28 protein-coding genes are annotated in these 20,979 nt (G+C 69.1%); 12 read left to right on the top strand and 16 right to left on the bottom strand.

Translation table 11 applies throughout. The annotated features are described in order from the left end of the window. Positions 1–189: 189 nt before the first annotated feature. The 6 genes from ACQ3HE_RS18610 to ACQ3HE_RS18585 form a co-directional block, all read right to left on the bottom strand. Positions 190–750, bottom strand: coding sequence for a methylated-DNA--[protein]-cysteine S-methyltransferase (locus tag ACQ3HE_RS18610; protein WP_430893800.1), 561 nt, complete (start codon positions 748–750; stop codon positions 190–192). Next, positions 747–2,249, bottom strand: coding sequence for a DNA-3-methyladenine glycosylase 2 (locus ACQ3HE_RS18605; RefSeq protein WP_236555261.1), 1,503 nt, complete (start codon positions 2,247–2,249; stop codon positions 747–749). The genes ACQ3HE_RS18610 and ACQ3HE_RS18605 overlap by 4 nt, the downstream gene beginning before the upstream one ends. 89 nt (positions 2,250–2,338) lie before the next feature. After that, a complete protein-coding gene (locus ACQ3HE_RS18600; protein WP_079706622.1) occupies positions 2,339–2,770 on the bottom strand; it encodes a MarR family winged helix-turn-helix transcriptional regulator in 432 nt (143 codons plus the stop codon). Positions 2,771–3,150: 380 nt separating this feature from the next. Continuing rightward, entirely contained in the window at positions 3,151–3,519 is a 369-nt protein-coding gene (locus tag ACQ3HE_RS18595; protein ID WP_159875763.1) for a hypothetical protein, read from the bottom strand. Beyond that, positions 3,512–4,129, bottom strand: coding sequence for an Asp23/Gls24 family envelope stress response protein (locus ACQ3HE_RS18590; protein WP_159875761.1), 618 nt, complete (start codon positions 4,127–4,129; stop codon positions 3,512–3,514). The genes ACQ3HE_RS18595 and ACQ3HE_RS18590 overlap by 8 nt, the downstream gene beginning before the upstream one ends. Then, a complete protein-coding gene (locus ACQ3HE_RS18585) occupies positions 4,126–4,701 on the bottom strand; it encodes an RNA polymerase sigma factor (RefSeq protein WP_229940005.1) in 576 nt (191 codons plus the stop codon). The genes ACQ3HE_RS18590 and ACQ3HE_RS18585 overlap by 4 nt, the downstream gene beginning before the upstream one ends. 165 nt (positions 4,702–4,866) lie before the next feature. Here ACQ3HE_RS18585 and ACQ3HE_RS18580 point away from each other — a divergent pair, with 165 nt between their 5' ends. Next, positions 4,867–6,141: an AI-2E family transporter gene (locus ACQ3HE_RS18580; protein WP_079706627.1), complete on the top strand. Its 1,275-nt coding sequence runs from the start codon at positions 4,867–4,869 to the stop codon at positions 6,139–6,141. After that, entirely contained in the window at positions 6,141–7,148 is a 1,008-nt protein-coding gene (locus tag ACQ3HE_RS18575; protein WP_430893798.1) for a DMT family transporter, read from the top strand. Before ACQ3HE_RS18580 ends, ACQ3HE_RS18575 begins: the two co-directional genes overlap by 1 nt. A gap of 81 nt (positions 7,149–7,229) precedes the next feature. On the opposite strand, the gene ACQ3HE_RS18570 is transcribed toward ACQ3HE_RS18575, so the two are convergent. Together ACQ3HE_RS18570 and upp are read right to left on the bottom strand one after the other, a co-directional pair. Continuing rightward, positions 7,230–7,937 carry a winged helix-turn-helix domain-containing protein gene (locus tag ACQ3HE_RS18570; RefSeq protein ID WP_079706629.1) on the bottom strand — a complete coding sequence of 236 codons (708 nt, stop codon included), beginning with the start codon at positions 7,935–7,937 and terminating at the stop codon, positions 7,230–7,232. A 502-nt stretch (positions 7,938–8,439) separates the two neighbouring features. Continuing rightward, on the bottom strand, positions 8,440–9,072 hold the full coding sequence (upp, locus tag ACQ3HE_RS18565) for a uracil phosphoribosyltransferase (protein ID WP_079706630.1): 633 nt from the start codon (positions 9,070–9,072) through the stop codon (positions 8,440–8,442). 51 nt (positions 9,073–9,123) lie between these two features. Here upp and tadA point away from each other — a divergent pair, with 51 nt between their 5' ends. From tadA to proC, 3 genes are all read left to right on the top strand, one after another. Then, the gene (tadA, locus tag ACQ3HE_RS18560; RefSeq protein WP_430893796.1) at positions 9,124–9,600 is read left to right on the top strand and encodes a tRNA adenosine(34) deaminase TadA; all 477 of its coding nucleotides are present in this window, start codon (positions 9,124–9,126) and stop codon (positions 9,598–9,600) included. 111 nt (positions 9,601–9,711) lie between these two features. Continuing rightward, positions 9,712–10,899 carry a MarP family serine protease gene (locus ACQ3HE_RS18555; RefSeq protein ID WP_274500340.1) on the top strand — a complete coding sequence of 396 codons (1,188 nt, stop codon included), beginning with the start codon at positions 9,712–9,714 and terminating at the stop codon, positions 10,897–10,899. A 48-nt stretch (positions 10,900–10,947) separates the two neighbouring features. After that, positions 10,948–11,790 carry a pyrroline-5-carboxylate reductase gene (gene proC / locus ACQ3HE_RS18550; RefSeq protein ID WP_430893794.1) on the top strand — a complete coding sequence of 281 codons (843 nt, stop codon included), beginning with the start codon at positions 10,948–10,950 and terminating at the stop codon, positions 11,788–11,790. 16 nt (positions 11,791–11,806) lie between these two features. On the opposite strand, the gene ACQ3HE_RS18545 is transcribed toward proC, so the two are convergent. Continuing rightward, a complete protein-coding gene (locus ACQ3HE_RS18545; RefSeq protein WP_430893792.1) occupies positions 11,807–12,310 on the bottom strand; it encodes a GNAT family N-acetyltransferase in 504 nt (167 codons plus the stop codon). Next, positions 12,307–12,906 carry a TetR/AcrR family transcriptional regulator gene (locus ACQ3HE_RS18540; protein ID WP_430893790.1) on the bottom strand — a complete coding sequence of 200 codons (600 nt, stop codon included), beginning with the start codon at positions 12,904–12,906 and terminating at the stop codon, positions 12,307–12,309. Before ACQ3HE_RS18540 ends, ACQ3HE_RS18545 begins: the two co-directional genes overlap by 4 nt. A 63-nt stretch (positions 12,907–12,969) precedes the next feature. Between ACQ3HE_RS18540 and ACQ3HE_RS18535 the strand changes: the two genes are divergently transcribed. Then, positions 12,970–13,428: a GNAT family N-acetyltransferase gene (locus ACQ3HE_RS18535; RefSeq protein WP_430893788.1), complete on the top strand. Its 459-nt coding sequence runs from the start codon at positions 12,970–12,972 to the stop codon at positions 13,426–13,428. A 7-nt stretch (positions 13,429–13,435) separates the two neighbouring features. On the opposite strand, the gene ACQ3HE_RS18530 is transcribed toward ACQ3HE_RS18535, so the two are convergent. Both ACQ3HE_RS18530 and ACQ3HE_RS18525 read right to left on the bottom strand, forming a co-directional pair. After that, entirely contained in the window at positions 13,436–14,107 is a 672-nt protein-coding gene (locus tag ACQ3HE_RS18530) for a potassium channel family protein (protein ID WP_056013885.1), read from the bottom strand. Further along, on the bottom strand, positions 14,100–15,542 hold the full coding sequence (locus ACQ3HE_RS18525; RefSeq protein ID WP_079706637.1) for a TrkH family potassium uptake protein: 1,443 nt from the start codon (positions 15,540–15,542) through the stop codon (positions 14,100–14,102). The genes ACQ3HE_RS18530 and ACQ3HE_RS18525 overlap by 8 nt, the downstream gene beginning before the upstream one ends. A 72-nt stretch (positions 15,543–15,614) precedes the next feature. Here ACQ3HE_RS18525 and ACQ3HE_RS18520 point away from each other — a divergent pair, with 72 nt between their 5' ends. The 4 genes from ACQ3HE_RS18520 (at position 15,615) to ACQ3HE_RS18505 (ending at position 17,133) form a co-directional block, all read left to right on the top strand. Continuing rightward, entirely contained in the window at positions 15,615–16,019 is a 405-nt protein-coding gene (locus ACQ3HE_RS18520) for an ArsR/SmtB family transcription factor (protein ID WP_064294613.1), read from the top strand. A gap of 126 nt (positions 16,020–16,145) precedes the next feature. Beyond that, on the top strand, positions 16,146–16,340 hold the full coding sequence (locus ACQ3HE_RS18515) for a helix-turn-helix domain-containing protein (protein ID WP_079706638.1): 195 nt from the start codon (positions 16,146–16,148) through the stop codon (positions 16,338–16,340). A gap of 139 nt (positions 16,341–16,479) precedes the next feature. Then, positions 16,480–16,578, top strand: coding sequence for a 30S ribosomal protein bS22 (locus ACQ3HE_RS18510; RefSeq protein WP_003792170.1), 99 nt, complete (start codon positions 16,480–16,482; stop codon positions 16,576–16,578). A gap of 246 nt (positions 16,579–16,824) precedes the next feature. Further along, on the top strand, positions 16,825–17,133 hold the full coding sequence (locus ACQ3HE_RS18505; RefSeq protein ID WP_430893786.1) for a hypothetical protein: 309 nt from the start codon (positions 16,825–16,827) through the stop codon (positions 17,131–17,133). 42 nt (positions 17,134–17,175) lie between these two features. On the opposite strand, the gene ACQ3HE_RS18500 is transcribed toward ACQ3HE_RS18505, so the two are convergent. After that, the gene (locus ACQ3HE_RS18500) at positions 17,176–17,475 is read right to left on the bottom strand and encodes a helix-turn-helix domain-containing protein (protein WP_064294610.1); all 300 of its coding nucleotides are present in this window, start codon (positions 17,473–17,475) and stop codon (positions 17,176–17,178) included. Positions 17,476–17,667: 192 nt separating this feature from the next. Here ACQ3HE_RS18500 and ACQ3HE_RS18495 point away from each other — a divergent pair, with 192 nt between their 5' ends. Then, positions 17,668–17,928, top strand: a complete 261-nt coding sequence (locus ACQ3HE_RS18495; RefSeq protein WP_430893784.1) for a glutaredoxin family protein — start codon at positions 17,668–17,670, stop codon at positions 17,926–17,928. 40 nt (positions 17,929–17,968) lie between these two features. Then, positions 17,969–18,277 (top strand): Dabb family protein, encoded by a 309-nt coding sequence (locus ACQ3HE_RS18490; RefSeq protein WP_430893782.1) that lies wholly within the window; start codon positions 17,969–17,971, stop codon positions 18,275–18,277. Positions 18,278–18,295: 18 nt separating this feature from the next. Here ACQ3HE_RS18490 and ACQ3HE_RS18485 read toward each other — a convergent pair whose 3' ends face one another. The 3 genes from ACQ3HE_RS18485 to aspS form a co-directional block, all read right to left on the bottom strand. Beyond that, complete coding sequence (locus ACQ3HE_RS18485) at positions 18,296–19,072, bottom strand: putative protein N(5)-glutamine methyltransferase (protein ID WP_430893780.1); 777 nt, start codon at positions 19,070–19,072, stop codon at positions 18,296–18,298. 89 nt (positions 19,073–19,161) lie between these two features. Continuing rightward, positions 19,162–19,614, bottom strand: coding sequence for a flavodoxin domain-containing protein (locus ACQ3HE_RS18480; RefSeq protein ID WP_079706643.1), 453 nt, complete (start codon positions 19,612–19,614; stop codon positions 19,162–19,164). Between the two features lie 18 nt (positions 19,615–19,632). Continuing rightward, a complete protein-coding gene (gene aspS / locus ACQ3HE_RS18475; protein ID WP_085514014.1) occupies positions 19,633–20,973 on the bottom strand; it encodes an aspartate--tRNA(Asn) ligase in 1,341 nt (446 codons plus the stop codon). Between the last annotated feature and the right edge of the window lie 6 nt (positions 20,974–20,979).

Raw genomic sequence — 20,979 nt, 5'->3', positions numbered from 1 at the left:
CTTCCGGTCACTGTGCCACCTCCCGGTCACTGTGCCATCCTCGGTCACTGAGCTTGTCGAAGTGCCCACGGGGAAGCCCCGCCCTTCGACAGGCTCAGGGACCGTGGATGGTTGCTCAGGGACCGTGGATGGTTGCTCGGGGACCGTGGATGGGTGCTCAGGGACCGTGTTCCCTGTTCCCGGGTGCGCTCAGCTCAGCGCGGCCTCGCGGTCGAGCAACGACCGCTTGACGTCGAGTCCCCACGCGAACCCACCGAGCGACCCGTCGGTCCGGAGGACGCGGTGGCACGGGACGAACAGGGCGGGCGCGTTCGTCGCGCAGGCGCTCGCCGCAGCGCGGACCGCCGACGGCCGACCGCTCGCCGCGGCGAACTCCGTGTACGTCACCGGGTGTCCTGCGGCGATCGTCCGCAGCACCGTCCAGGCGTGCGTGCGGAACGGGCCACCGAACTGGGCGACCGGTACGAGGTCGATCGCCGCCAGGTCGCCGTCGTAGTACGCCCGGACGGCGTCCATCGCCGCGATCGTCCCCGCCACGGTCTCGCCGGGGCGGTCGGCTGGCCGGATCCGTTCGAGCATGACGCCGATGTCGTCGGACCAGCCTGAGGAGAGCACCGCTCCGTCCTCCCGTGCGAGGATTGTGAAGGGGCCGTCCGGAGTGTCGACGGTCTGGCTGGTCGCGGTGAGCTGCGCGCCGGACGCCCGGCCGTCACCGCGGCGGGCGCTCGTGCTGGAGATGATGGTGGTCATGCTGCTGGACCTTTCTCGAGGGCTGAGGGTGCGGCGGTCGGTGCCGGTGCGGAGGCCGCCTTCCACAGGTGGAGGCAGAGGTAGGAGCGCCACGGTGCGAAGGCGTCCGCTTCCGCGGTGAGGGAGCGGGCGTCGGACGGCAAGCCGAGCCGGCCGGCACCCGTGCGGACGGCGACGTCGCCGGGCAGGAAGGCGTCGGGGTTGCCGAGCACCCGCATGCTGACGTAGTCGGCCGTCCAGGGGCCGATCCCCTTCATGGCGAGCAGGCGCGTCCGGAGCTCGTCGCGGTCGTCGCCGAAGCCGATCGTGAGTTCACCGGACACGAGTGCCCGCGCGACGCCGAGCAGGCTGTCGATCCGCGCTCGGGGCCCGACGAGTGCGGCCTCCCCGCCGTTCGCGATCTGCGTCGCCGTCGGGAAGAGCCGGTGCAGTCCGTGTCGTTCGGGGACCGTCGTGCTCACCTCGTCCGCGAGACGGCGGAGCTGGGTGCGCGCCGCGGCCACGGTGATCTGCTGGCCGACCATCGCCCGGACCAGCATCTCCTCCGGATCGACCGCCCCGGGGAGTCGGATGCCGGGTGTGGCCGCGACCGAGGCGGCGAGACGCGGGTCCGTCGCGAGGACGGCGTCGGCCGACGTCGGGTCGGCGTCGAGGTCGAAGAGTCGACGGACCCGCGAGACGAGCACCGGCAGGTCGGCGAGGTCCGTCACCTCTGCAGTGAGTCGGAGGTCGTCGCCGAGCTGTCGCACCTCGAACCACGCCGTGCCGCCGGGGAGGGCGAGGAGCCGGGCGTAGTGGTCGGGCCCCGCGAGCTCGACGCCGTCCACCGCCCGTGGTGCGAGCCAGGCGAAGACGCCCGCTGCGTCGAACGGGCGGCGGAACGGCAGGGACAGGGTGATCGAGCCGGAGGCGTGTTCGCCGACCGTCCGGTGTTTCGCGCGCAGCTCACCGGGGGTGAGCTCGAACACCTCCCGCATCGTGTCGTTGAACTGCCGGATGCTCGAGAACCCGGCGGCGAAGGCGATGTCACCGAAGGGGAGGTCGGTGCCGGTCAGCAGCTGTCGAGCACCCTGCGCGCGGTGGGCCCGCGCCAGGGCGAGTGGACCCGCGCCCAGCTCGGCGCTGAGGATCCGCGTCAGATGCCGGCTCGAGTACCCGAGGCGCGAGGCGAGTCCGGGGACGCCCTCCCGTTCGACGACGCCGTCGGCGATGAGGCGCATGCTGCGCGCGGCGACGTCGTTGCCGAGGTTCCAGGCGGGCGTGCCCGGGACCGCTTCAGGAAGGCACCGCTTGCATGCGCGGAAACCGGCCTCGTGCGCCGCGGCGCTCGTCGCGTAGAAGGTGACGTTCTCCGGCTTCGGGGTTCGAGCCGGGCAGGACGGCCGGCAGTAGATCCCCGTGGAGCTCACGGCCGTGATGAACTGCCCGTCGAAGCGCTGGTCGCGGGCTTGGATCGCGCGGTAGCGTTCGGCGAAGTCCATGCTCCGGGTGTCGTCCATGATCCGAGTCTGACATGCGCCACCGGGTCCGACGAGCGGAAATCGGACACGACAGTGGGGGCCGTGCGCGCCGGATCAGTCGGCGCGGCTCACGCTCCGCGGAGCTTGTCGCTGAGCGCTGCGAGGGTCGCCATCTCCTGTGGGTTGAGCGAGGTGGTCACGCGTTCGGCGATCGTCGCACCGTGGGCGATGGCGACCGCGCGGTAGACGTCGTAGCCCGCGTCGGTCATGCGGACGAGGGTGCCGCGGCCGTCGTCCGGGTCGGGGCACTTGCCGACCAGTCCGCGCGCGACGAGTCGATCGACCAGGCGACTGATGCTCGGCTGCGAGAGCAGCACGCTCGAGTTGAGGTCGCGCAGACGGATGCGACGATCGGGCTCCCGCGACATCGTGTGCAGGACGTCGTACTCGTTGAGGGAGATGCCGTGGCTCGGGAAGTCGTGCGAGATGTGGCGCATCACGTCGACCTGCGCGCGGAACAGTGACTCCCACGCAGCGATCGCGAGTCGCCTCTCGTCCATACCTGCTCCCGCTGCCGTCCGACGATCCACCACCTGAATCTATCCTGGACGGCCGTCGAGCGGTGCGTCGAGGTGGGGTGGTTGCGCTCCGTATCGTCTCCGGACATGACGAGAGCCGGTCGCAGAGGCTACGACCGGCTCTCTTTCCCTTGCACCAAGAGTGTCCTGCAATCACATTCCGTCAGCTGCCACAGCAAAACAACTAACGTTCCAAAACCATATAACGGATCGGTAACGAGCGGTAGTTATCAGAACGTTATTTTTGCTGGGAGTTGTCCGAGTGCGCTACCGGAGCGGAGCGCGAGCGCATGACGACCGCCTGAAAGCCGGACGGAAGCCGATCCGCGCTCCTGTCGCGGCGCGGAACTCCTGCCGTCGTGTCAGTCCTGGGAGCCGCTCGGGACGACGTCGATCACGCGGACGGTGATGGACGGTGCACCCTCGCCGGTGGACGAGGGGAGCCGCTCCGCGATGGAGCGGTGGACCGCCTGCGCGACGGCAGGGGAGGCCGCCTCAGCTGCCACGGAGATGTTGGCGTGGACGGTCAGGACGCCTCGGACGCGCTTGACGCTCACCCGTGCCTGCTGGTCGGGCGAGCCGAGCAGTGCGCCGACACCCTCCTTCGCGGCCCGGAGCAGTGTGGGCTCGACGGCGGTCAACCCGTCGACGCCCGGTATCGCCAGGATCACGTCGTCCAGCGAGCTCGCGAGCGCTCCGAGGTCGTCGTCCGTCTCCGTCAGGTCATGCATCGTCCCCCACCTCTCCGATCTCGTCGGCCTCGAAGTGCAGGTCGTCGACGACGATGTCGAGTCCTGCCACGACGAGGTCCGTGTGTTGCCGGAGGCTGGCGGCGACCTCCTCGCGGAACAACGCAACCGTGTCGGCGACCGACTTGCCCCAACCGATGCTCACGGTGACGTGGAGCATGATCGGTTCGCCGACCACGGTGACGTCGCCCTCGAGCACGCAGCGACCCACGAGCACGCCGGGCGTGCGGTCGCCGGCACCGCGGACCAACCCGCGGACCGTGCCCTCCGTGATGACGAGCGCCGCGTCGTCGTCGGACGCGGCGAACGGGATGTCGCGTCCGGCCTTCGCCTCACGGCCGATGTTCTCCATGATCCCGCGGATCCAGTCCTGGTCGAGTGCGGTGACCGCCGCTTCGTCCGCCTCCCGCAATGGCGTGGCGAGCGAGCGGACCCGTCGCAGGGACCGGAGGATCCGCTGGCATTCGGGCGAGTCGTCGATCGACGGGTCAGCCGGCAGCATGTCGCGTTCGAGGTAGTCCGTGAGGGCGTCGATGCCGTGCGCGCAACCGCCCGGTTCGCCCGGTCCGGAGCCCGGAATTTCGGTGTTCATCGCCACCCCTCCATGTCCTTGACCAGTGTCGCTCGAGCCCGTGCGAGACTCCCTCGGACGCTGGCGACGCTCTGCCCCAGCTGTTCGGCGATCTCCTCGTACGAGTATCCGCCGATCTCGCGGAGCACCCAAGCCTGGTGCTGTCCGTGCGGCAGTCTGTCGAGTGCTGCTGACAGTGCTCCCAGCTGCGACGACGCTTCGGCTCGCCGTTCGGGTCCGTCGCGCTCCGGGGCCTCGATGATGGCGTCGTCCGTCGACTCGGTGTCCTTGCGCTGCCGCATCAGGTCGATCGCCCGGCGGCTGACGATGCGCATCAACCAGCTCTTCACCATCGCGCCGTCCTCGAGCGTGTCGATCCGCTTCCAGGCCGAGATGAGCGCCTCCTGGACGACGTCGTCGCCGTCCGCCGAGGAGCGCGTGAGTCGCACGGCATACGCCTTCATCATCCGGCCGTAGCGCGTGATGAGCACCTGGAACGCGCGGGTGTCGCCGTCGACGCACCGCTCCACGAGGGTCCGGTCGGTCGCCTGCTCGAGGAGGCCGCCCGACCTGCGCACTGGATCGACACCCACCGCCTGCCACCTCTCTGTACCGGCCGAGACAACTTCCGGCGGTTTCGTCACACCCGACCGTGACATCTGCGAGCCGGGCTCCGTCTCACTACTGTAGGCACAGAGCGGCGATCCATGTGAACGCCCCCAGCACCACGATCGCATCACCACCGAGGAGACCGCACGATGAAGACCCCCAAACTCCGGTTGCCCGGGTTCTCCTCCACCCCGGAGGAGCGCGAGGCCAGGCGCGCCAAGCACCAGGAGGCCAAGCAGGAGCGCGCGGCGAAGGCCGCAGCCTCCTCACCGCCGTCGGCCGCCGTGGTCGCGGCCCTCCAGCCCTCGGCTCCGAGCGTGCGCATCAACGCGTTCCGCATCGGCCTCGTCGGTGGTATCGGCGTGCTCGTCGCGCTCGTGATCGGCAGCATCGTCACGCAGCTGAGCACCACGCTCATCTACGTCGGCGTCGCACTGTTCATCGCGCTCGGCCTGGACCCGCTCGTCTCCTGGCTCGAGCAGAAGCTGCCGCGTGGCCTCGCCATCGCCGTCGTCTTCCTCGCCGTGATCGGCGCGTTCGTCGGCATCATCTTCGCCATCGTGCCCCTGCTCGTGACGCAGATCTCGAACTTCGTGAGCGACTACCCCCGGATCTCGCAGCAGTTCCTCAACAGCGACTTCGTCGCGTGGGTCCAGAACACGATCGGGAACACCCTCGACATCGACTCGGCGCTCAACGACGCGTTCTCCTTCCTCAAGGACCCCAACAACCTCCTGAACATCGGTGGCGGCATCGTCGCGGTCGGTGCGGGCGTCGCATCGGGCATCACCGGCTCGATCATCGTCCTCATCTTGACCCTGTACTTCCTCGCGTCGCTGCGCTCGATGAAGGCCGTCACGTACCGCTTCCTCCCCGCCTACCGCCGCGAGGGCTTCGCGCAGGTGCTCGAGGAGATCACGCAGGCCGTCGGACGCTACGTCGTCGGACAAGTCGGGCTCGCTCTCGTCAACGGTGTGCTGAGCTTCATCTTCCTCAGCATCATCGGAGCGCCCTTCCCGCCGCTGCTCGCCCTGCTGGCGTTCATCGGCTCGATGATCCCGCTCGTCGGAACGCTGAGCGCCTCGATCGTGAACAGCGCGCTCTGCCTCTTCGTCTCCCCGGTCACCGCGCTCATCGCGATCATCTACTACCTGATCTACATGCAGATCGAGGCGTACGTCCTGAGCCCGCGCATCATGAACAAGGCGGTCGCCGTCCCCGGCGCCCTCGTCGTCATCGCGGCCTTCGGTGGCGGTGCCCTCGGCGGCATCCTCGGCGCCCTCGTCGCGATCCCGGTCGCCGCGTCGATCATCATCATCGTGCAGAAGGTCGTCTTCCCGAGCCAGGACTCCAAGGTTGTACCGGAGAACAAACTCGGTGACGCCGAGACGGCGGCCGTCGGCACGAGCGCGGCGGCGAAGTGATGGCGGCGACGTCGTTCCCGGTCCTCGCGGCCGGCGCCCTGCTGCTGTCAGGTACGGCCGGTGTCGTCGCGCAGTCCGCTCGGGCCGCGGTCGATCTCGACATCCCGACGATCAGCGTGACGCCGTACCAGGCGATCGGCATCCCGATCGCCCTCGTCGGCGCCTTCTTCCTGGCGGTGGGGACCCAGCTCCAGTCCCGAGGCGTCGGGAAGGTCGAGGCGGCCTCGTCGGCGTTCGGGCTGAAGCAGCTCCCGCAGCTGCTCGGTCGCCCGTCCTGGCTCATCGGCACCCTGCTGCTCGGCCTGGCCATCGTCTTCCAGCTCGTCGCGCTGGCCTTCGCGCCGCTCATCGTCGTGCAGCCGCTCGGGGCGATCGCCCTCGTGATCACGGCACTGTTGAACGCCAGGGTCACCCGGGTCAAGATCACCAAGGAGCAGACCCGCGCGATGGTGCTGTGCGTCGCCGGTATCGGCCTCTTCGTGATCGTCGCCGCACTCTATGCGGTCGAAGAGCCGATCCGTCAGCCGCAGCTCATCATCATCCTCATCATGCTGACCGTGGTGACCCTCGCCCTCGCGGGTGCCTATGCCCTGTGGCGCCGGAAGCTGCACACGGTGTTCTACGTGGTCGCGGCAGGCGTCCTGTACGGCTTCGTCGTGACCCTCGCGAAGGTCGTCATCAACCGGGTCATCACGCAGAACTTCGAGGGTCTCACGGTCGTCGGCATCATCGCATTGCTCGTCGCCGCCGGGGTGGGCGGGTTCTTCGTCCAGAAGGCCCACCAGAGCGGACAGCCAGACCTGGTGGTCGCGGGCCTCACCGTCGTCGACCCACTCGTCGCCGTCGGCATCGGAATCGTCGTGCTCGGTGAGGCGGCCAGTGCGCCCTGGTTCGCGCTCGTGCTCTTCGTCGTCGCCGGCGCGATCGCCGTCTTCGGCGTGTGGAAGCTCGCGATGCGCCCGGTCCCGGCACCGGGCGAGAAGCCGAAGAAACCGCGCGTCATCTGACGCAGGACGTCCGACGGGCCCGGCGAGTGGAACACCCACTCACCGGGCCCGTCGTTTCGTCGGTGGGGCCACCGAACCGGCTTAGAACAGGTCGGGCGACGGGGTGCTGGCGTAGCGGATGGAGACGTCCGCGTGGCGGTCGAAGCGGTAGCCGACACCGCGCACGGTGCGGACGATGTCCTCGTAGCGGCCGAGCTTGGCGCGCAGGCGACGCACGTGGACGTCGATGGTCCGCTCGTTCGGGACCTCTTCGTCGTCGCCGGCGCGCCACAGCGATGAGATGAGCTCGGCGCGCTCGATCGTGCGTCCTTCGCGGAGGACGAGGTACTGGAGGAGCTCGAACTCCTTGTACGTGAGCGGCGCAGCCTCGTTGTCGAGGACGAGGCGCTTCCGGGAGATGTCGACGACGACACCGGCGTGCGCGCGGTCCTGCTCCTCCTCGTCGACCTCGTCGCGGTGGGCCGCGAGTGCCGAGGGGTCCTGGAGGGCGAGCCGGACGACGTCGAGGTCGCGTCCGCCGGCACCGCGGGGGGCGAGGGCGACGGCCGCGTGCGTCTCAGCCTCCGGAGCGAACTGGGCAGTCAGGGCCTTGATGGCCTCGACGATCTCACCGAGGCTCGTGCCGGCGGCCGCCGCCTTCGCCTCGTCGAGACCGACGTAGAGGACGAAGCCTCGGGCTTCAGGGCCGGCCGGAACGGCGCGGACGTGCGGGGTCGCGGCCCGAGGTGCGTCCTCGACGGCGGTGAGCTGGCGGGTGGGGCGGGTGGTCTGAACGGCTGCAAGAGACATGAGTGCGAGGTCCTCGGGAGTGATGATGCTACGACGGATCGTGCGCGGTGCGCTCGGGGTGATCCCGCCTGCCGGTGGGCAGTTGCGGTCCCGCGATCCGGGAAGTGGCGCGTCGGCCGGGTACGGACGGGGTACGTCCGGGAGTCGGCTCACCTGGTGGGGGAGCGGCGGACTCGGAGGTGCTGGGAGCAGTGGAGCGGATCCGTGTGGATCGCTACCGGTGCTGGAGGAGTCGGATCAGCGACACATTCGACAGCACATGACAGCGCGGCCGGGCATCATCATGCCGGCGTTCCCAGGGGCCTCGAAGGAGGTCGGGGTGGGCGCGTTGGTCGTCATAGTCCGCAATACAACAGGAATCTCCCGGATCCTGTCAAGTGCGAGCGGAAGATGACGTTCTGTTACTCGGGGATTGTCAGCTGGCGGCACAACTGAGATGAGGCGGATCGTCGTCCATCGCGGGGATGGACGACGATCCGCCTCATGTCGGCGGGAGCAGGGGTCAGACGACGCCGTAGAGGCGGTCGCCGGCGTCGCCGAGCCCGGGGACGATGTAGCCGTTCTCGTCGAGCTTCTCGTCGAGGGCGCCCAGGACGATGGTGACGTCCTTGCCGGCCGTCTCGGCCTCGAGGCGCTCGAGACCCTCGGGGGCGGCGAGCAGGCAGATGGCGGTGACGTGCATCGCCCCACGCTTGAACAGGAAGTCGATGGCAGCTGCGAGCGAGCCACCGGTCGCGAGCATCGGGTCGAGCACGAAGCACTGACGGTCGGACAGGTCGTCGGGGAGACGCTCCGCGTACGTGGTGGGTTCGAGGGTCTCCTCGTTGCGCACCATGCCGAGGAAGCCGACCTCGGCGGTGGGGAGCAGCTTCACCATGCCCTCGAGCATGCCGAGGCCGGCCCGCAGGATCGGGACCACGAGCGGACGCGGCTCGCTGATCTTGACGCCGACCGTCTCGGTGACGGGCGTCTGGATCGTGATCTCCTCGACCGTGACGCCGCGCGTCGCCTCGTAGGCGAGCAGCGTGACGAGCTCCTCGGTGAGGGCACGGAACACCGGCGACGGTGTCGTCTTGTCGCGGAGCACCGTGAGCTTGTGGGTGATGAGGGGGTGGTCGGCTACGTGCACTCGCATACGATCAATCTAGTCGCTCGCGCGGCGACCAGGATTTCGGGGAGATGACGGATGCACGCACCGGCCGAGTTCGCCGTGTGGATGGAGATAGCCATCGCCGAGGCCGAGGCGGCACTGGCCAGTGACGACGTCCCGGTGGGCGCGGTGCTCGTCGCCCCGGACGGCACGGTGGTCTCCGTCGGACGCAACGAGCGCGAGCTGCACGCCGATCCGACCGCCCACGCCGAGGTGGTCGCCATCCGCGCCGCAGCGGCCGCGCTGGCCGACTGGCACCTCACGGAGCTGACGCTCGTCGTCACGCTCGAACCCTGCGTCATGTGCGCCGGCGCGATCCTCGCCGCCCGGATCCCGCGGGTCGTCTTCGGGGCCTGGGACGAGAAGGCCGGTGCGGTCGGTTCCGTCTACGACGTCCTGCGCGACCGGCGCCTGCAGCACCGTGTCGAGGTCTATGCGGGGGTAGAGGCCGAGCGCTGCTCGGCGCTCCTCACCGACTTCTTCCGGGGCGCGGGCGGCGTCGGAGCCCCCTGAGGGCGCACACGGCCCCGGAGGTCGCCGCGCCTCGACAGACTCGATGACCGGATGCGGCTGCTCCCAGCACTTCCGGAGCCCGTTGTCGGCGGGTGATGGCAGGATCGCAGGATGCAACCCGGCGTGATCCTCGACATCATCCTCGTCGTCGTCCTGATCGGCTTCCTGATCCGCGGGTGGCGTGCGGGGCTCCTCGGGAGCCTCGGCGGGCTCGTCGGGCTGGCGGCCGGCGGGGTCGGCGCCTTCTTCGCGATCCCGCTCGTCGCCTCGTGGGTGCCGGATGCGGCCTGGCGTGGCTGGGCGGCGGTCGCGGCGGCGGTGGTCGTCCTCGCCGTCGGCTACACGATCGGTGCGTTCATCGGCGGGGCCATCGGCTCCGTCGTCCGCAAGACCCCCCTGCGCGGTCTGGAACGCCTGCTCGGTGCCGCCCTCAACCTCGTCGTCACCGCGCTCGTCCTCGTGACCGCGGCACTCGGTGTCGGCTCCCTCGGCATCCCGCTGCTCGCCCAGGCGGTCGGGTCGTCCGCGGTGATCGGCACGATCGACCGCGTCACGCCCGTGCAGGTGAAGAGCACGCTCGCGCAGCTCCGCTCCACGGTGGTCGACGGCGGGGCCCAGCGCGTCATCGAGGCGTTCGGCGGAACCGCGGACGTCCCCGCCGCCCCGCAGCTCGACACCTCGACGCCGGCCCTGCAGACGGCCTCCGCGTCCGTGGTCCGCATCAGCGGCACGGCCGAGTCCTGCTCTCGGAGCCTCACCGGAAGCGGATTCGTCTTCGCGGACGACCTGGTCATGACGAACGCGCACGTTCTCGCCGGCGTGACGAACCCGGTCGTCGAGGTCCCGGGAGCCATGCCCAGGGAAGGACGGATCGTCTACTTCGATCCGGTCGACGACCTCGCCGTCATCCGCGTCGACGACCTCGGCGCCCGATCGCTGCCGCTCGCACCGAATCCGGCGCCCGGTTCGAACGCCGTCGTCGCCGGGTATCCGTTCGGTGGCCCGTACACGGCCGGTGGCGCGCAGGTCATCGTGGTGGGGCCGAGCCTCGTCGCCGACATCGGCGGGAACAACCCGACGAGCCGTCAGGTCGTGACGCTGTCCGGGACGGTGCAGCCGGGCAACTCGGGTGGCCCGCTCCTCACCGAGTCCGGTGAGGTGGCCGGCGTGATCTTCGCCCGCGACGCGAACTCCGCGCCGGTCGGGTACGCGCTCGCGATGGACGAGGTCCTGCCCGTCGTCGCGCTCGCCGGGTCGCTGCAGTCCGCGGTCCCGTCGGGCGCCTGTCTCGCCGACTGACCCGGCCGGGCAGGTGCCGCCGAGCATGCAGGTGCCTAGACTCGCAGGGTGAGTGAAACGATCAGCCTGCCCAGCATCGCCATCCTCGGAGCCGGTTCGATGGGAGGGGCCGTCCTTCGCGGTCTCGTCCAGCCGCGTGTCGAGGTCGACGGTGGCATCACGGTGACGAACCGGACCATCGCCAAGGCGGAGGCTCTCGCCGAGCTGCCAGGCGTCACCTCGATCGCCCTCGAGCAGGACGCCGACGGCAATCGTCGCGCGGCGGCCGCGGCGAAGATCGTCCTGATCGGCGTGAAGCCCTACCTGGTCGCCGACCTCCTCGCCGAGATCGCCGACGCGTTGCAGCCGGGCACGATCGTCGTGAGCCTTGCGGCCGGCATCCGCGGTGCGGCCTTCGAGGCCGCCCTGCCGGAGTCGGTGTCGGTCCTCCGCTCCATGCCGAACACCCCGTCCTACGTCGGGCTCGGCGTCACCGGGCTCGCGCCGGGTACCCGGTCGAGCGAGGACGACCTCGCCGTCGTCACCGCGCTCTTCGAGACCGTCGGCGAAGTGGTCGTCATCCCCGAATCGAAGATCGACGCCCTCAGCGCCATCTCCGGTTCCGGTCCGGCGTACGTCTACTACCTCATCGAGGAACTGACCCGCACGGCGATCGGCCTCGGGTTCACCCCCGAGCAGGCGGCCGTGATGGTCAACGGAACCTTCCGCGGCGCGACGGAACTCCTCGCGACGACGGGGGAGAGCGCCGAGCAGCTGCGGATCAACGTCACGAGCCCGAAGGGGACGACGGAGCAGGCGCTCGCCGTGCTCGCCGAGGCGGGCTTCAGCGAGACGTTCGACCGCGCCGCGGCAGCCGCCATCGCACGCGCCGAGGAGCTGTCGGCGTCCTGACCCGACGGCGGCTGGATCAGTCGAAGGAACGCACGAAGCAGTCGAGGCCGGGTCTGTCGTCCCAGGAAGCGACCGCCACAAAGCCGGACCGCCGGTAGAGCGCGATCGCGGCGGATCGCCAATGCCACACGGAGAGACGCACGGTGTCGTCACCCCGCAGTCGCGAGACGGTCGTCGCGGCCTCGAGCAGGGTTGCGGCCACGCCCCGGCGACGAGCGTCGGGGGCGACCCAGAGTCGCTTGAGCTCCGGCGACGGGCCGTCCGTCAGGACGACGCAGCCGAGCACCTGGTCGTCCTCGACGGCCAGGAGGATCTCCTCGGAGGCGAAGGCGGTACCCGGGTCGGCGATCTCGACCCGGTAGCGGTCGGGGAGAGCGATCGTCGGAGTGAGCTCGTCCAAACCCGGCGCTCGGCCGAGGAGTTTCTCATGCTCGGTCCGGCGGTGGTACTCCTCGAGGAGCTCGGCGAATCGCTCGCGACGATGAGCCGGAGCATCCGCCCACCGTTCCACGACGATCACGCGTCGCTCGTCTCGTCGAGCCCGAGGACGAGCAGCAGTCGGTCCAGCGCGGCGAGCTGGGCCGCGGCGTCGTAGTAGTCGTCGTCGGCCGTGCTCAGGGTGCTGACGCCCTCGATGAATCCGACGACGACGGTGGCCGTCGCGGCGACCTCGGCCTGGGTGAGCTCGGGGCGGATCTCGGCCACGAGGCGGCGGGTGCGCGCGACGAACACGCCATGACCCGCACGGTGCCGTTCGGCCAGCACCTCGTCGTCGAGCGCCGCCGCGAGGTAGCCGAGCCAGACCCGGGCCTCCTGGCGCGTCTCGTCGGTGAGGGACAGGGCCTGCCGGAGGACGGCGCGCAGAGCGTCACGCGGGGTCTCGGCTGCGGCTTCGAGCGCCTCGGTCCGCGCCGCCGTCCGTTCGTGGAGCAGGTCGCGAGCGTGCAGCAGGAGCGCGCGCTTGTCGGGGAAGCGATGCAGGACGAGGCCCGTCGTGCAACCGGCCCGCTCCGCGACCGCGCGGAGGGTCAACCCGTGCGGGCCGTGCTCGCCCAGGACCTCCCAGACCGCGTGCGAGATCCGCGCCTGGGCCGCTGGGTCCTTGGTTCTTGCCATGTCGTGATCACCTCGGAACCGATGTTACCGTAATGCTTGTTACGGAATGACTGGAGGACACGCATGACGATCAGGATCAGCCGGGTGGCCTGGGACGACGAGGCGGGAACCGCGCTGCGGGCCGCCCAACGCCGCGAACTCGATGCGCGGTACGGAAGCGACGATCACGAACCCGGGACACCGCCGACCGCAGCCGACATCACGCTCTTCCTGCTCGCCAGCGACGTCGACGACACCCCGCTCGGCTGCGGCGGCCTGCGGATGCTCGGCGCGGACCGGGCTGAGATCAAACGCATGTTCGTCGTACAGCAGGCCCGGGGGACCGGCGTCGCCACCGCGCTCCTGCGGGCACTGGAGGACGAAGCGCGGTCGCTCGGTCTCGCAGAGCTCCTCCTCGAGACCGGCACGGAGCAGCCGGATGCGATGCGCTTCTACGAGCGCGAGGGGTACCACCCGATCGAGGCGTTCGGGCCGTACGTCGACGAGCCGCAGTCGCGCTGCTACGCGCGTAGCCTCACCTGAGGAGGCTTCAGCCCTCGAGTGAGGCGAAGCGTTCGATGTCGGCCGACGTGCCGGAGACGATGATGAGGTCGTGGTTCGACACGACGGTGTCGGCGGTCGCGTACGTGAAGGGCTTCCCCGGTGACTTCACCCCGACGACCGTGATCCGGTACTTCGTCCGGACGCCCGACTCCGTCAGGTTCAGCCCGCGGATGGGCTTCGGCGGGTACATCTTGACGAGCGCGAAGTCGTCGTCGAACTGGATGAAGTCGAGCATGCGGCCCGACACGAGGTGGGCGACGCGTTCGCCGGCCTCGCGCTCGGGGTAGATGACATGGCTCGCCCCCACCCGGGCGAGGATCTTGCCGTGCGACTGCGAGACGGCCTTGGCCCAGATCTGCGGGATCTTGAGGTCGACGAGGTTGGCGGTGATGAGCACGCTCGCCTCGATGGAGGATCCGACCGCGACGACCGCGACCGAGAAGTCCTGCGCGCCGATCTGCCGGAGCGCCTCGATGTTCTTCGCGTCGGCCTGCACGGTGTGCGTGACCCGGTCGGACCACTTCTGCACGAGGTCGGAGTTGTCGTCGATCGCGAGCACCTCGCGGTCGAGTCGGTCGAGTTCGCCGGCGCAGGCCGCACCGAACCGACCGAGTCCGATGACGAGGACCGGGGCGTCGTGCTTGATGCGGTCAACCAACGATGGGCCTCTCTTCGGGTCGTTTGAACAGCTGGCCGCTCTGACTCGCGGCCACGGCTGCAGCGAGTGTCACTGTACCAACGCGGCCCAGGAACATGGTGACGGCGAGGACGTACACCCCGGCGTCGGGCAGGTCCGCGACGAGGCCGGTGCTCAGCCCGACCGTCGCGAAGGCGGAGATGACGTCGAACAGCACGTGGTCGAGCGGAGCCTTCGTCATCTGCAGGATGACGATCGTCGACAGGGCGACGATCGTCGCACCCCAGAGGACGACGCTCACCGCGACGCGGAGCACGTCCTGCGGGATCCGGCGGCGGAAGACCTCCACGCCCTCGCGTCCGCGGGCCTCGGCGAACGCCGCCAGGAACAAGACGGCGAGCGTCGTGACCTTGATCCCGCCGGCGGTCGAGGCGGAACCACCGCCGATGAACATGAGCATGTCGGCGACGAGCAAGGTCGAACCGTTGAGGTCGCCGATGTCCACGGTGGAGAAGCCGCCCGACCGCGTCATGGCCGACAGGAAGAACCCCTGGAAGATCGTGTCCCAGAGGTTCCACTTGTTCCAGGTCTCGGGGTTGTTGAACTCGAGCAGGATGAAGGCGAGCGCCCCGGCGAAGAACAGGATGATCGTCGTGACGAGCGTGAGCTTGACGTGCAGCGACCAGCGGCTCGGCCGACGGAAGTTGCGGCTCAGTGCGTAGATGACCGGGAAGCCGATGCTGCCGAGGAAGACCCCGAGCATGAGGATGCTGAGGAACCAGTAGTCGTTCTCGAAGGCCGCGAGCCCCTCGGCGTTCGGCGTGAAGCCGGTGTTGGTGAAGGCCATGGCCGCGTAGTAGACGCTGTTCCAGGCGGCGTCCCAGGGGTTGATGCCGTCGAGCAGCATGCGAGGGAAGAGCAGGACCGCCAGGGCCGCCTCGATCACGAGGGCGCTGACGGCGACGGTGACGAGCAGGTTGCCGATCTCCCCGAGGCGGACCGCCTGACCCTCGGCGACGGGGCCGTGGTGCGACCGCAGGGGGTTCGTGTCGCTCGCCGCCATGAGCTTCTGGCGGAGCCCGAGTCGTCGGGCGATCACGAACCCGAGGATCGAGGCCAGGGTCAGGACGCCGAGCGCGCCGATCTGGACGCCGATGAACACGAGCACGTGACCGAAGAGCGACCAGTGCGTGGCCATGTCGACGGTCGAGAGCCCGGTGACGCAGATGACGGAGACGGCGGTGAAGAGGGCGTCAGCGATCGGGGTCACCTGGCGGTCGGCGCTCGCGATGGGGAGCGAGAACAGCATCGTGAAGACGAAGATCAGGAAGCTGAACACGAGGATGGCGAACCGCGAGGTCGACTTCGCGGCGAAGTCGCTGACGGCCTCCCTGACCCTCGCGAGTCCGTGACGAACGGTGATCGAGGGACGACGCCCCATGGCATTGCCGCTCATCTGACCCCTCAACACCTCAGGACTGCGCCGGAGGCAATGGTACTCCGTGCGCTCCATCACTATCGTTGGAGCATGGCCGACATTTTCGACGTGATCGCTGACACCACCAGGCGGGACATCCTCGCGCTGCTGCTCGAACGGCACGGTGGCACCGGGACGAGCGTCTCCGAGATCGTCGCGCAGCTCGGCCTCAGTCAGCCGACGGTGTCCAAGCACCTCAAGGTCCTGCGCGAAGCAGAGCTCGTGGAGGTGCGCGAGGAGGGCCAGCACCGCTACTACAGCCTGGACTCGGCGCCGCTCGAGGACGTGGAGGACTGGCTGATCCCGTTCCTCAGCGTCGACTACCAGGACGACGGTGTCGATTTCGCGGCGCTGTCACTCCCGGACCAGGCCAAGGCGGTCGCCGGATCGGTCGGCAAGGTCGCTGCGGACGTGACCCACGCGGTGCAGTCGGTCACGAAGAAGCTCCGCCCGTAGCCCGGCCCCCATACCGTTCACACAGGGGATGTACAGGGCGGGCGTGGGCCCTCTAGAGTTGCCATGCGGCGTTCCGGTCCTCGGGGCGCCGTTCAAGCGGGTTTCCAGAGGCGCAGGAGGGGTTCGATGACGCAGGACACTGCCGACGTCCGCTTCCTCACCGTGGCCGAAGTCGCCGAGATGATGCGGGTGTCCAAGATGACCGTGTATCGCCTGGTGCATTCGGGGGAGCTCCCGGCCATCCGGTTCGGGAAGTCGTTCCGAGTGCCGGAGACCGCCGTCGACGCCGTTCGGCAGCGCCCGGTCGCCGACGTCGGCTGAGGCGTTTCCCGCTCCTAGCAGCCTGCAGGCGTACGGCGTGTGAACGACGCGCGCTGCAATCGGCTAGACTGGCAACAAGACTTGTTCTCTTCGGTCGCGATCCCTGCGGCCAAGCCCCCCAATTCTGTGAGGTAAATCCGTGGGTTCTGTTATCAAGAAGCGCCGCAAGCGTATGGCGAAGAAGAAGCACCGCAAGCTGCTTCGCAAGACCCGTCACCAGCGCCGCAACAAGAAGTAGCCGGCTGCTCCGTTCGGAGCGCCTGACGACTCTTCGTCCACCGGAAGCGCCTGCCCATTGGGGTACGGCGCTTTCTGGCGTTGTCGAGGTGATCGTCTCGTTGGTCGGTCAGAGCGTGTGGTCTCCGCGGGTCGAGCGGCGTCGAGGTTCCTCCACAGGCGAGGCCGGACGGGACTGATCCACAGCGCGTCGCGGCACGCGGTCCGTCGCCCCGAGATCGTCGGCGGTCCTTCGTAGGTTCTTCGCATGACCCGCGATCTCCCGCCAACTGTCCACCGCAACCGACGCGAGCTCGCGTACCGGGTGCCGTTCGTCGTCGAACGAGACGACGCACCTCGCTATCGGCTCCGGAACGTCGGTGACGAAGCCGTCCACTGGGTCGTGCTGAGCCTGATCGGACCCGGATTCCTCGCTCCACTGGAACCGTGTCGCCTGACGCCGGGGAGCGCCCTGGAGTTCGAGGTGTTGGGCACCGAGCTGGCCCGCGCGACCAGTGTGCAGGTGTCCTGGTTCCGTCCCGGTGGTCACCAGTACCTCTGGCGGGTCACCTTCTGATGGGCGCCGGCGGGTGGAGGGGAGTGGTCTCCGGCGGGCGGGTCAGCGTTCCTGGTCGCGGCGAGCGGCCAGCAGATCGCGTGCCGTCAGCTTGTGCGCCCGCCCCGGGTACATGTCGGCGTTGAGGCCCGTGATGAACGGGGCCGGGTCGAGGTCGAGCGCGGTACTCAGCCTGACGAGCGTCTCCACGCTCGGGTGCACCTGCCCTCGCTCGATCTTGCCGATGTTCGTCCAGTGCATCCCGGCCAGCACGCCCAGGTCCTCGAGGGTCAGCTGTCGCTCGTTGCGGGCGGCACGCAGCCGCTCGCCGAGGATCGTCGCGGCTTCCGAATGTGTAGGCATCACACAATGACAACGGACCTCGACCGGCGCATGCCAGAGTGTCTGAGCCTGGTGAACTCAACACGCATGGTTCTCAGCCCTGGGTTCAACGGCATCATCATTCCGGCATCGTGCCAGATGTCTCGGTGAAACACCACACGTGTCGGTTCCTTGGATGTGCTCCGACCTCGGGCACCCCGTACAGTTGAGGAGGTGTCCACTCTGCACGTCACGCTCATCGGCAAGCCCGGCTGTCACCTCTGCGACGACGCCCGCGCCGTGATCGACGAGGTGGTCGCAGGCCTCCCGTCCGACGGCCCGACGATCGAACGCGAGGAGCTCTCGATCCTCGACGATCCCGCGCTCCACGACCGCCACTGGGAGGAGATCCCCGTCGTCCTCATCGACGGCAGGGTCCACAACTACTGGCGCATCGACCCCGAACGCCTGCGGTCCGCGTTGCTCGCCGACTGATCCGCACGTCCATCCATCCACATCGAGCCTTGGGGGCCCAGTGACCATCCGCCACATCGTCAGTTGGAAGCTGGCAGCAACGGACGACGCCGAGCGCGACGCGGCGTTCGCCACCATGCAGTCCGAACTCGAGGCACTCGCCGGGTTCATGCCGGACGACATCGAGTACCTCCAGGTCGGACGCAACATCGCCTACCCCGAGAGCAACTGGGACGTCGTGCTGGTCGGCGACTACCCGAGCCTCGAAGCCCTGGAGCGCTACCAGGTCCACCCGGAGCACGTCCGCGTGGTGCAGATCGTCCGTCAGCTCGTCGTCGAGCGCTCCGCGGTCGACTTCCAGCTCGACTGAGCCTGGCGCCCGGAGGATTCAGGGCATGACGCCGACGGCGACGGTGCCGTCGAGCTCGTCGTCGCGGACGATCGACGCCGTGAGGCCCGCCGCCCGCATGAGCGCGGCGGTCTCGGGGGCCTGACGTTCGCTCGTCTCGATCAGGAGGGAACCGGTCGGCGCGAGCCAGTCCGGGGCCTGCGCGATGATCCGACGCTGCACGTCGAGCCCGTCGGCACCGCCGTCGAGCGCGATCACGGCCTCGTGCTCCCGAGCCTCCGGTGGCATCGTCGCCATCGACGCCGTCGGGACGTAGGGGGCGTTCGCGAGCAGGAGGTCGACGCGACCCGCGAGCGACCGGGGCAGCCCGTCGAACAGGTCTCCGGGCAGGGCATGCCCACCGAGTGGCTCGAGATTGCGCCGTGCGCACTCCACCGCGGCGAGGTCGATGTCCGACGCCCAGACGTCGATGGGGCCGGGTGCCTCGGTGAGGAGGGCACTCCCGACAGCCGCGGCACCGCAGCAGAGCTCGACGACCACCGAACCGTTCCGGAGGCGCGGGAGGGCGGCGTCGACCAGGAGCTCGGTCCGTCGCCGCGGCACGAAGACCCCGTTCTCGACGACGACCCGGCGTCCTCGGAACGCGACCCAGCCGAGGACGTGTTCGAGCGGCCGGCCGGCGACCCGTGCCGCGACCATCCGTTCGAGTCGATCCGGATCATCCGACTCGGCGAGGAGCAGCGCCGCCTCGTCCTCGGCGAAGACGCACCCCGCCGCACGAAGGCGCAGGACCACGGATTCGGCGGTCGCGTTCATCTGGCTCACCCCTCGCTCACGTGCGAGGACGCCGCACGGCCGGTGCGAGTCACGCTACCGTCGCGTCCTGGCACGCACCAGGGCGGAGGTCAGAGCTGTTGTGCTGCGGCGAGCACGCCGGGCAGCCAGGCGAGCGCGACGTCCTTCTTCCGCTCGAACCCGCCGTCGTCGTGTAGACCGAACTCACCGAAGCGGGTCGCGCCGTGCTCGGTGAGGATGGCGTCGAGCAGCGAGCTGCCCTGGTTGTACGTGTCCTCGTAGCTGCTGTCGCCCAGCCCGAAGATGGCGTACCGGAGCCCGTCGAGCTCGACGTCGGACTCCTCGAGCGCCTCGTAGAAGATCTGGCCGGTCTCACCGAGGAGGCCGTCGCCGTACGTCGACGTGATGAAGATGTGGATCTCGTCGGTCGACAACTCGGCGGGGTCGACGTCGCCGAGGTCGGCGACGCGCCACTGGTGCTGTGAGCCGATGGCCTTGCCGATGTCGCCGGCGAGGCGTTCGGCGTTGCCGGATTCGGTCCCGTACAGGATGACGATCTGCATGGCGTCCTTCTTGCGGGGTTACGGGGCGAGGCGGGTCGGGCCGCGGAACAGGTAGGTGACCTCGCGGATGGAGGTCTCGTGCAGCATGAGCATGAGCACGCGGGCGAGGCCCATCCCGAAGCCGCCGTGCGCCGGGACGCCGTAGCGGAAGAAGTCGAGGTAGAACTCGAGTTCCTCGGGCTCCAGGCCCTTCTCCTTGGCCTGCTCGACGAGGACGTCGACGCGGTGCTCGCGCTGCGCGCCCGTGGAGATCTCGACGCCGTTGTAGATGAGGTCGTAGCTGTTGGTGAGCGAGCCGTCCTCGGCGTTGCGCATGTGGTAGAACGGCCGGATGCTCGACGCGTAGTCGGTCAGAAAGACGAAGTCGTGACCGAAGGTCTCCTTGACGTAGGCCGCGATCTGACGCTCGCCCTCGGGGTCCATGTCGTCGTCGGCGCGGGGGATCTCGTAGCCGCGCTCGGCGACGATGCGCTTGGCCTCGGCCAGCGGGATGCGCGGGAACGGACGCGACGGGACCTCGAGCTCGATGCCGAAGAGCTCGGAGATCTGCTCGCCGTGCTTGTCCTTGACCGCCGTGAAGCCGGCGACGAGGAGCTCCTCGTGCAGCTGCATGACGTCCTCGTGGGACTCGATCCAGCTGATCTCGGCGTCGACGCTCGTGAACTCGGTCGCGTGTCGGCTGGTGAACGACGGGTCGGCGCGGAATGCGGGTCCGACCTCGAACACCTTGCCGAAGCCGGCGGACTGCGCCATCTGCTTGAAGAACTGTGGGGACTGCGCGAGGTACGCCTTGCCCTCGAAGTAGTCGACCTCGAAGAGCTCGGCGCGCGACTCGCTCGCGCTCGCCATGAGCTTCGGGGTGTGGATCTCGATGAAGTCGTTGTCGATCCAGTACTGGCGCAGTGCGTGCTCGAACGTCGTCTGGATGCGGAAGATCAGGGCCTGCTTCGGCTGGCGCAGGTCGAGGAAACGCCAGTCGAGCCGCTTGTCGAGCGAGGAGTCCGCAGCGATCGGCGTCTCGGGGTTGGCGGCCGTGACGACCTCGAGCGTGGCGACCTTGACCTCGATGCCGCCGAGCTTGACGCGCTCGTCGTGCTTGAGCTCGCCGGTGACGGTGATGAAGGAGCCGTGCGCGAGGGCGGAGATCGCCTCAGTGGTGGCGAGACGCTCGGCGGAGCCCTCGACCTCCGGGTCGACCTCGCGGACAGCCGGGTTCACCAGCTGGACGGCGCCGCTCTCGTCGCGGAGGACGACGAACTGCACCTTCTTCTGGTCGCGGACGGTCTCGACCCATCCGGAGACGGTGACGGGACCGTCGGACAGGGCGGCCAGGTTCTTCACAACGACGCGTTCACTCACCCCGAC

The sequence above is a fragment of the Plantibacter auratus genome (assembly GCF_050587365.1).
Taxonomy (GTDB): domain Bacteria; phylum Actinomycetota; class Actinomycetes; order Actinomycetales; family Microbacteriaceae; genus Plantibacter; species Plantibacter auratus.
This window is presented reverse-complemented; position numbering and strand designations above follow the sequence as displayed.

Excerpts from the sequence above, each read along its gene's own strand:
- ACQ3HE_RS18610 (WP_430893800.1), bottom strand. The coding sequence starts at position 750 with ATGACCACCATCATCTCCAGCACGAGCGCCCGCCGCGGTGACGGCCGG.
- ACQ3HE_RS18605 (WP_236555261.1), bottom strand. The coding sequence starts at position 2,249 with ATGGACGACACCCGGAGCATGGACTTCGCCGAACGCTACCGCGCGATC.
- ACQ3HE_RS18600 (WP_079706622.1), bottom strand. The coding sequence starts at position 2,770 with ATGGACGAGAGGCGACTCGCGATCGCTGCGTGGGAGTCACTGTTCCGC.
- ACQ3HE_RS18595 (WP_159875763.1), bottom strand. The coding sequence starts at position 3,519 with ATGCATGACCTGACGGAGACGGACGACGACCTCGGAGCGCTCGCGAGC.
- ACQ3HE_RS18590 (WP_159875761.1), bottom strand. The coding sequence starts at position 4,129 with ATGAACACCGAAATTCCGGGCTCCGGACCGGGCGAACCGGGCGGTTGC.
- ACQ3HE_RS18580 (WP_079706627.1), top strand. The coding sequence starts at position 4,867 with ATGAAGACCCCCAAACTCCGGTTGCCCGGGTTCTCCTCCACCCCGGAG.
- ACQ3HE_RS18575 (WP_430893798.1), top strand. The coding sequence starts at position 6,141 with ATGGCGGCGACGTCGTTCCCGGTCCTCGCGGCCGGCGCCCTGCTGCTG.
- ACQ3HE_RS18570 (WP_079706629.1), bottom strand. The coding sequence starts at position 7,937 with ATGTCTCTTGCAGCCGTTCAGACCACCCGCCCCACCCGCCAGCTCACC.
- upp (WP_079706630.1), bottom strand. The coding sequence starts at position 9,072 with ATGCGAGTGCACGTAGCCGACCACCCCCTCATCACCCACAAGCTCACG.
- tadA (WP_430893796.1), top strand. The coding sequence starts at position 9,124 with ATGCACGCACCGGCCGAGTTCGCCGTGTGGATGGAGATAGCCATCGCC.
- ACQ3HE_RS18555 (WP_274500340.1), top strand. The coding sequence starts at position 9,712 with ATGCAACCCGGCGTGATCCTCGACATCATCCTCGTCGTCGTCCTGATC.
- ACQ3HE_RS18540 (WP_430893790.1), bottom strand. The coding sequence starts at position 12,906 with ATGGCAAGAACCAAGGACCCAGCGGCCCAGGCGCGGATCTCGCACGCG.
- ACQ3HE_RS18535 (WP_430893788.1), top strand. The coding sequence starts at position 12,970 with ATGACGATCAGGATCAGCCGGGTGGCCTGGGACGACGAGGCGGGAACC.
- ACQ3HE_RS18525 (WP_079706637.1), bottom strand. The coding sequence starts at position 15,542 with ATGAGCGGCAATGCCATGGGGCGTCGTCCCTCGATCACCGTTCGTCAC.
- ACQ3HE_RS18520 (WP_064294613.1), top strand. The coding sequence starts at position 15,615 with ATGGCCGACATTTTCGACGTGATCGCTGACACCACCAGGCGGGACATC.
- ACQ3HE_RS18515 (WP_079706638.1), top strand. The coding sequence starts at position 16,146 with ATGACGCAGGACACTGCCGACGTCCGCTTCCTCACCGTGGCCGAAGTC.
- ACQ3HE_RS18505 (WP_430893786.1), top strand. The coding sequence starts at position 16,825 with ATGACCCGCGATCTCCCGCCAACTGTCCACCGCAACCGACGCGAGCTC.
- ACQ3HE_RS18500 (WP_064294610.1), bottom strand. The coding sequence starts at position 17,475 with ATGCCTACACATTCGGAAGCCGCGACGATCCTCGGCGAGCGGCTGCGT.
- ACQ3HE_RS18485 (WP_430893780.1), bottom strand. The coding sequence starts at position 19,072 with ATGAACGCGACCGCCGAATCCGTGGTCCTGCGCCTTCGTGCGGCGGGG.
- ACQ3HE_RS18480 (WP_079706643.1), bottom strand. The coding sequence starts at position 19,614 with ATGCAGATCGTCATCCTGTACGGGACCGAATCCGGCAACGCCGAACGC.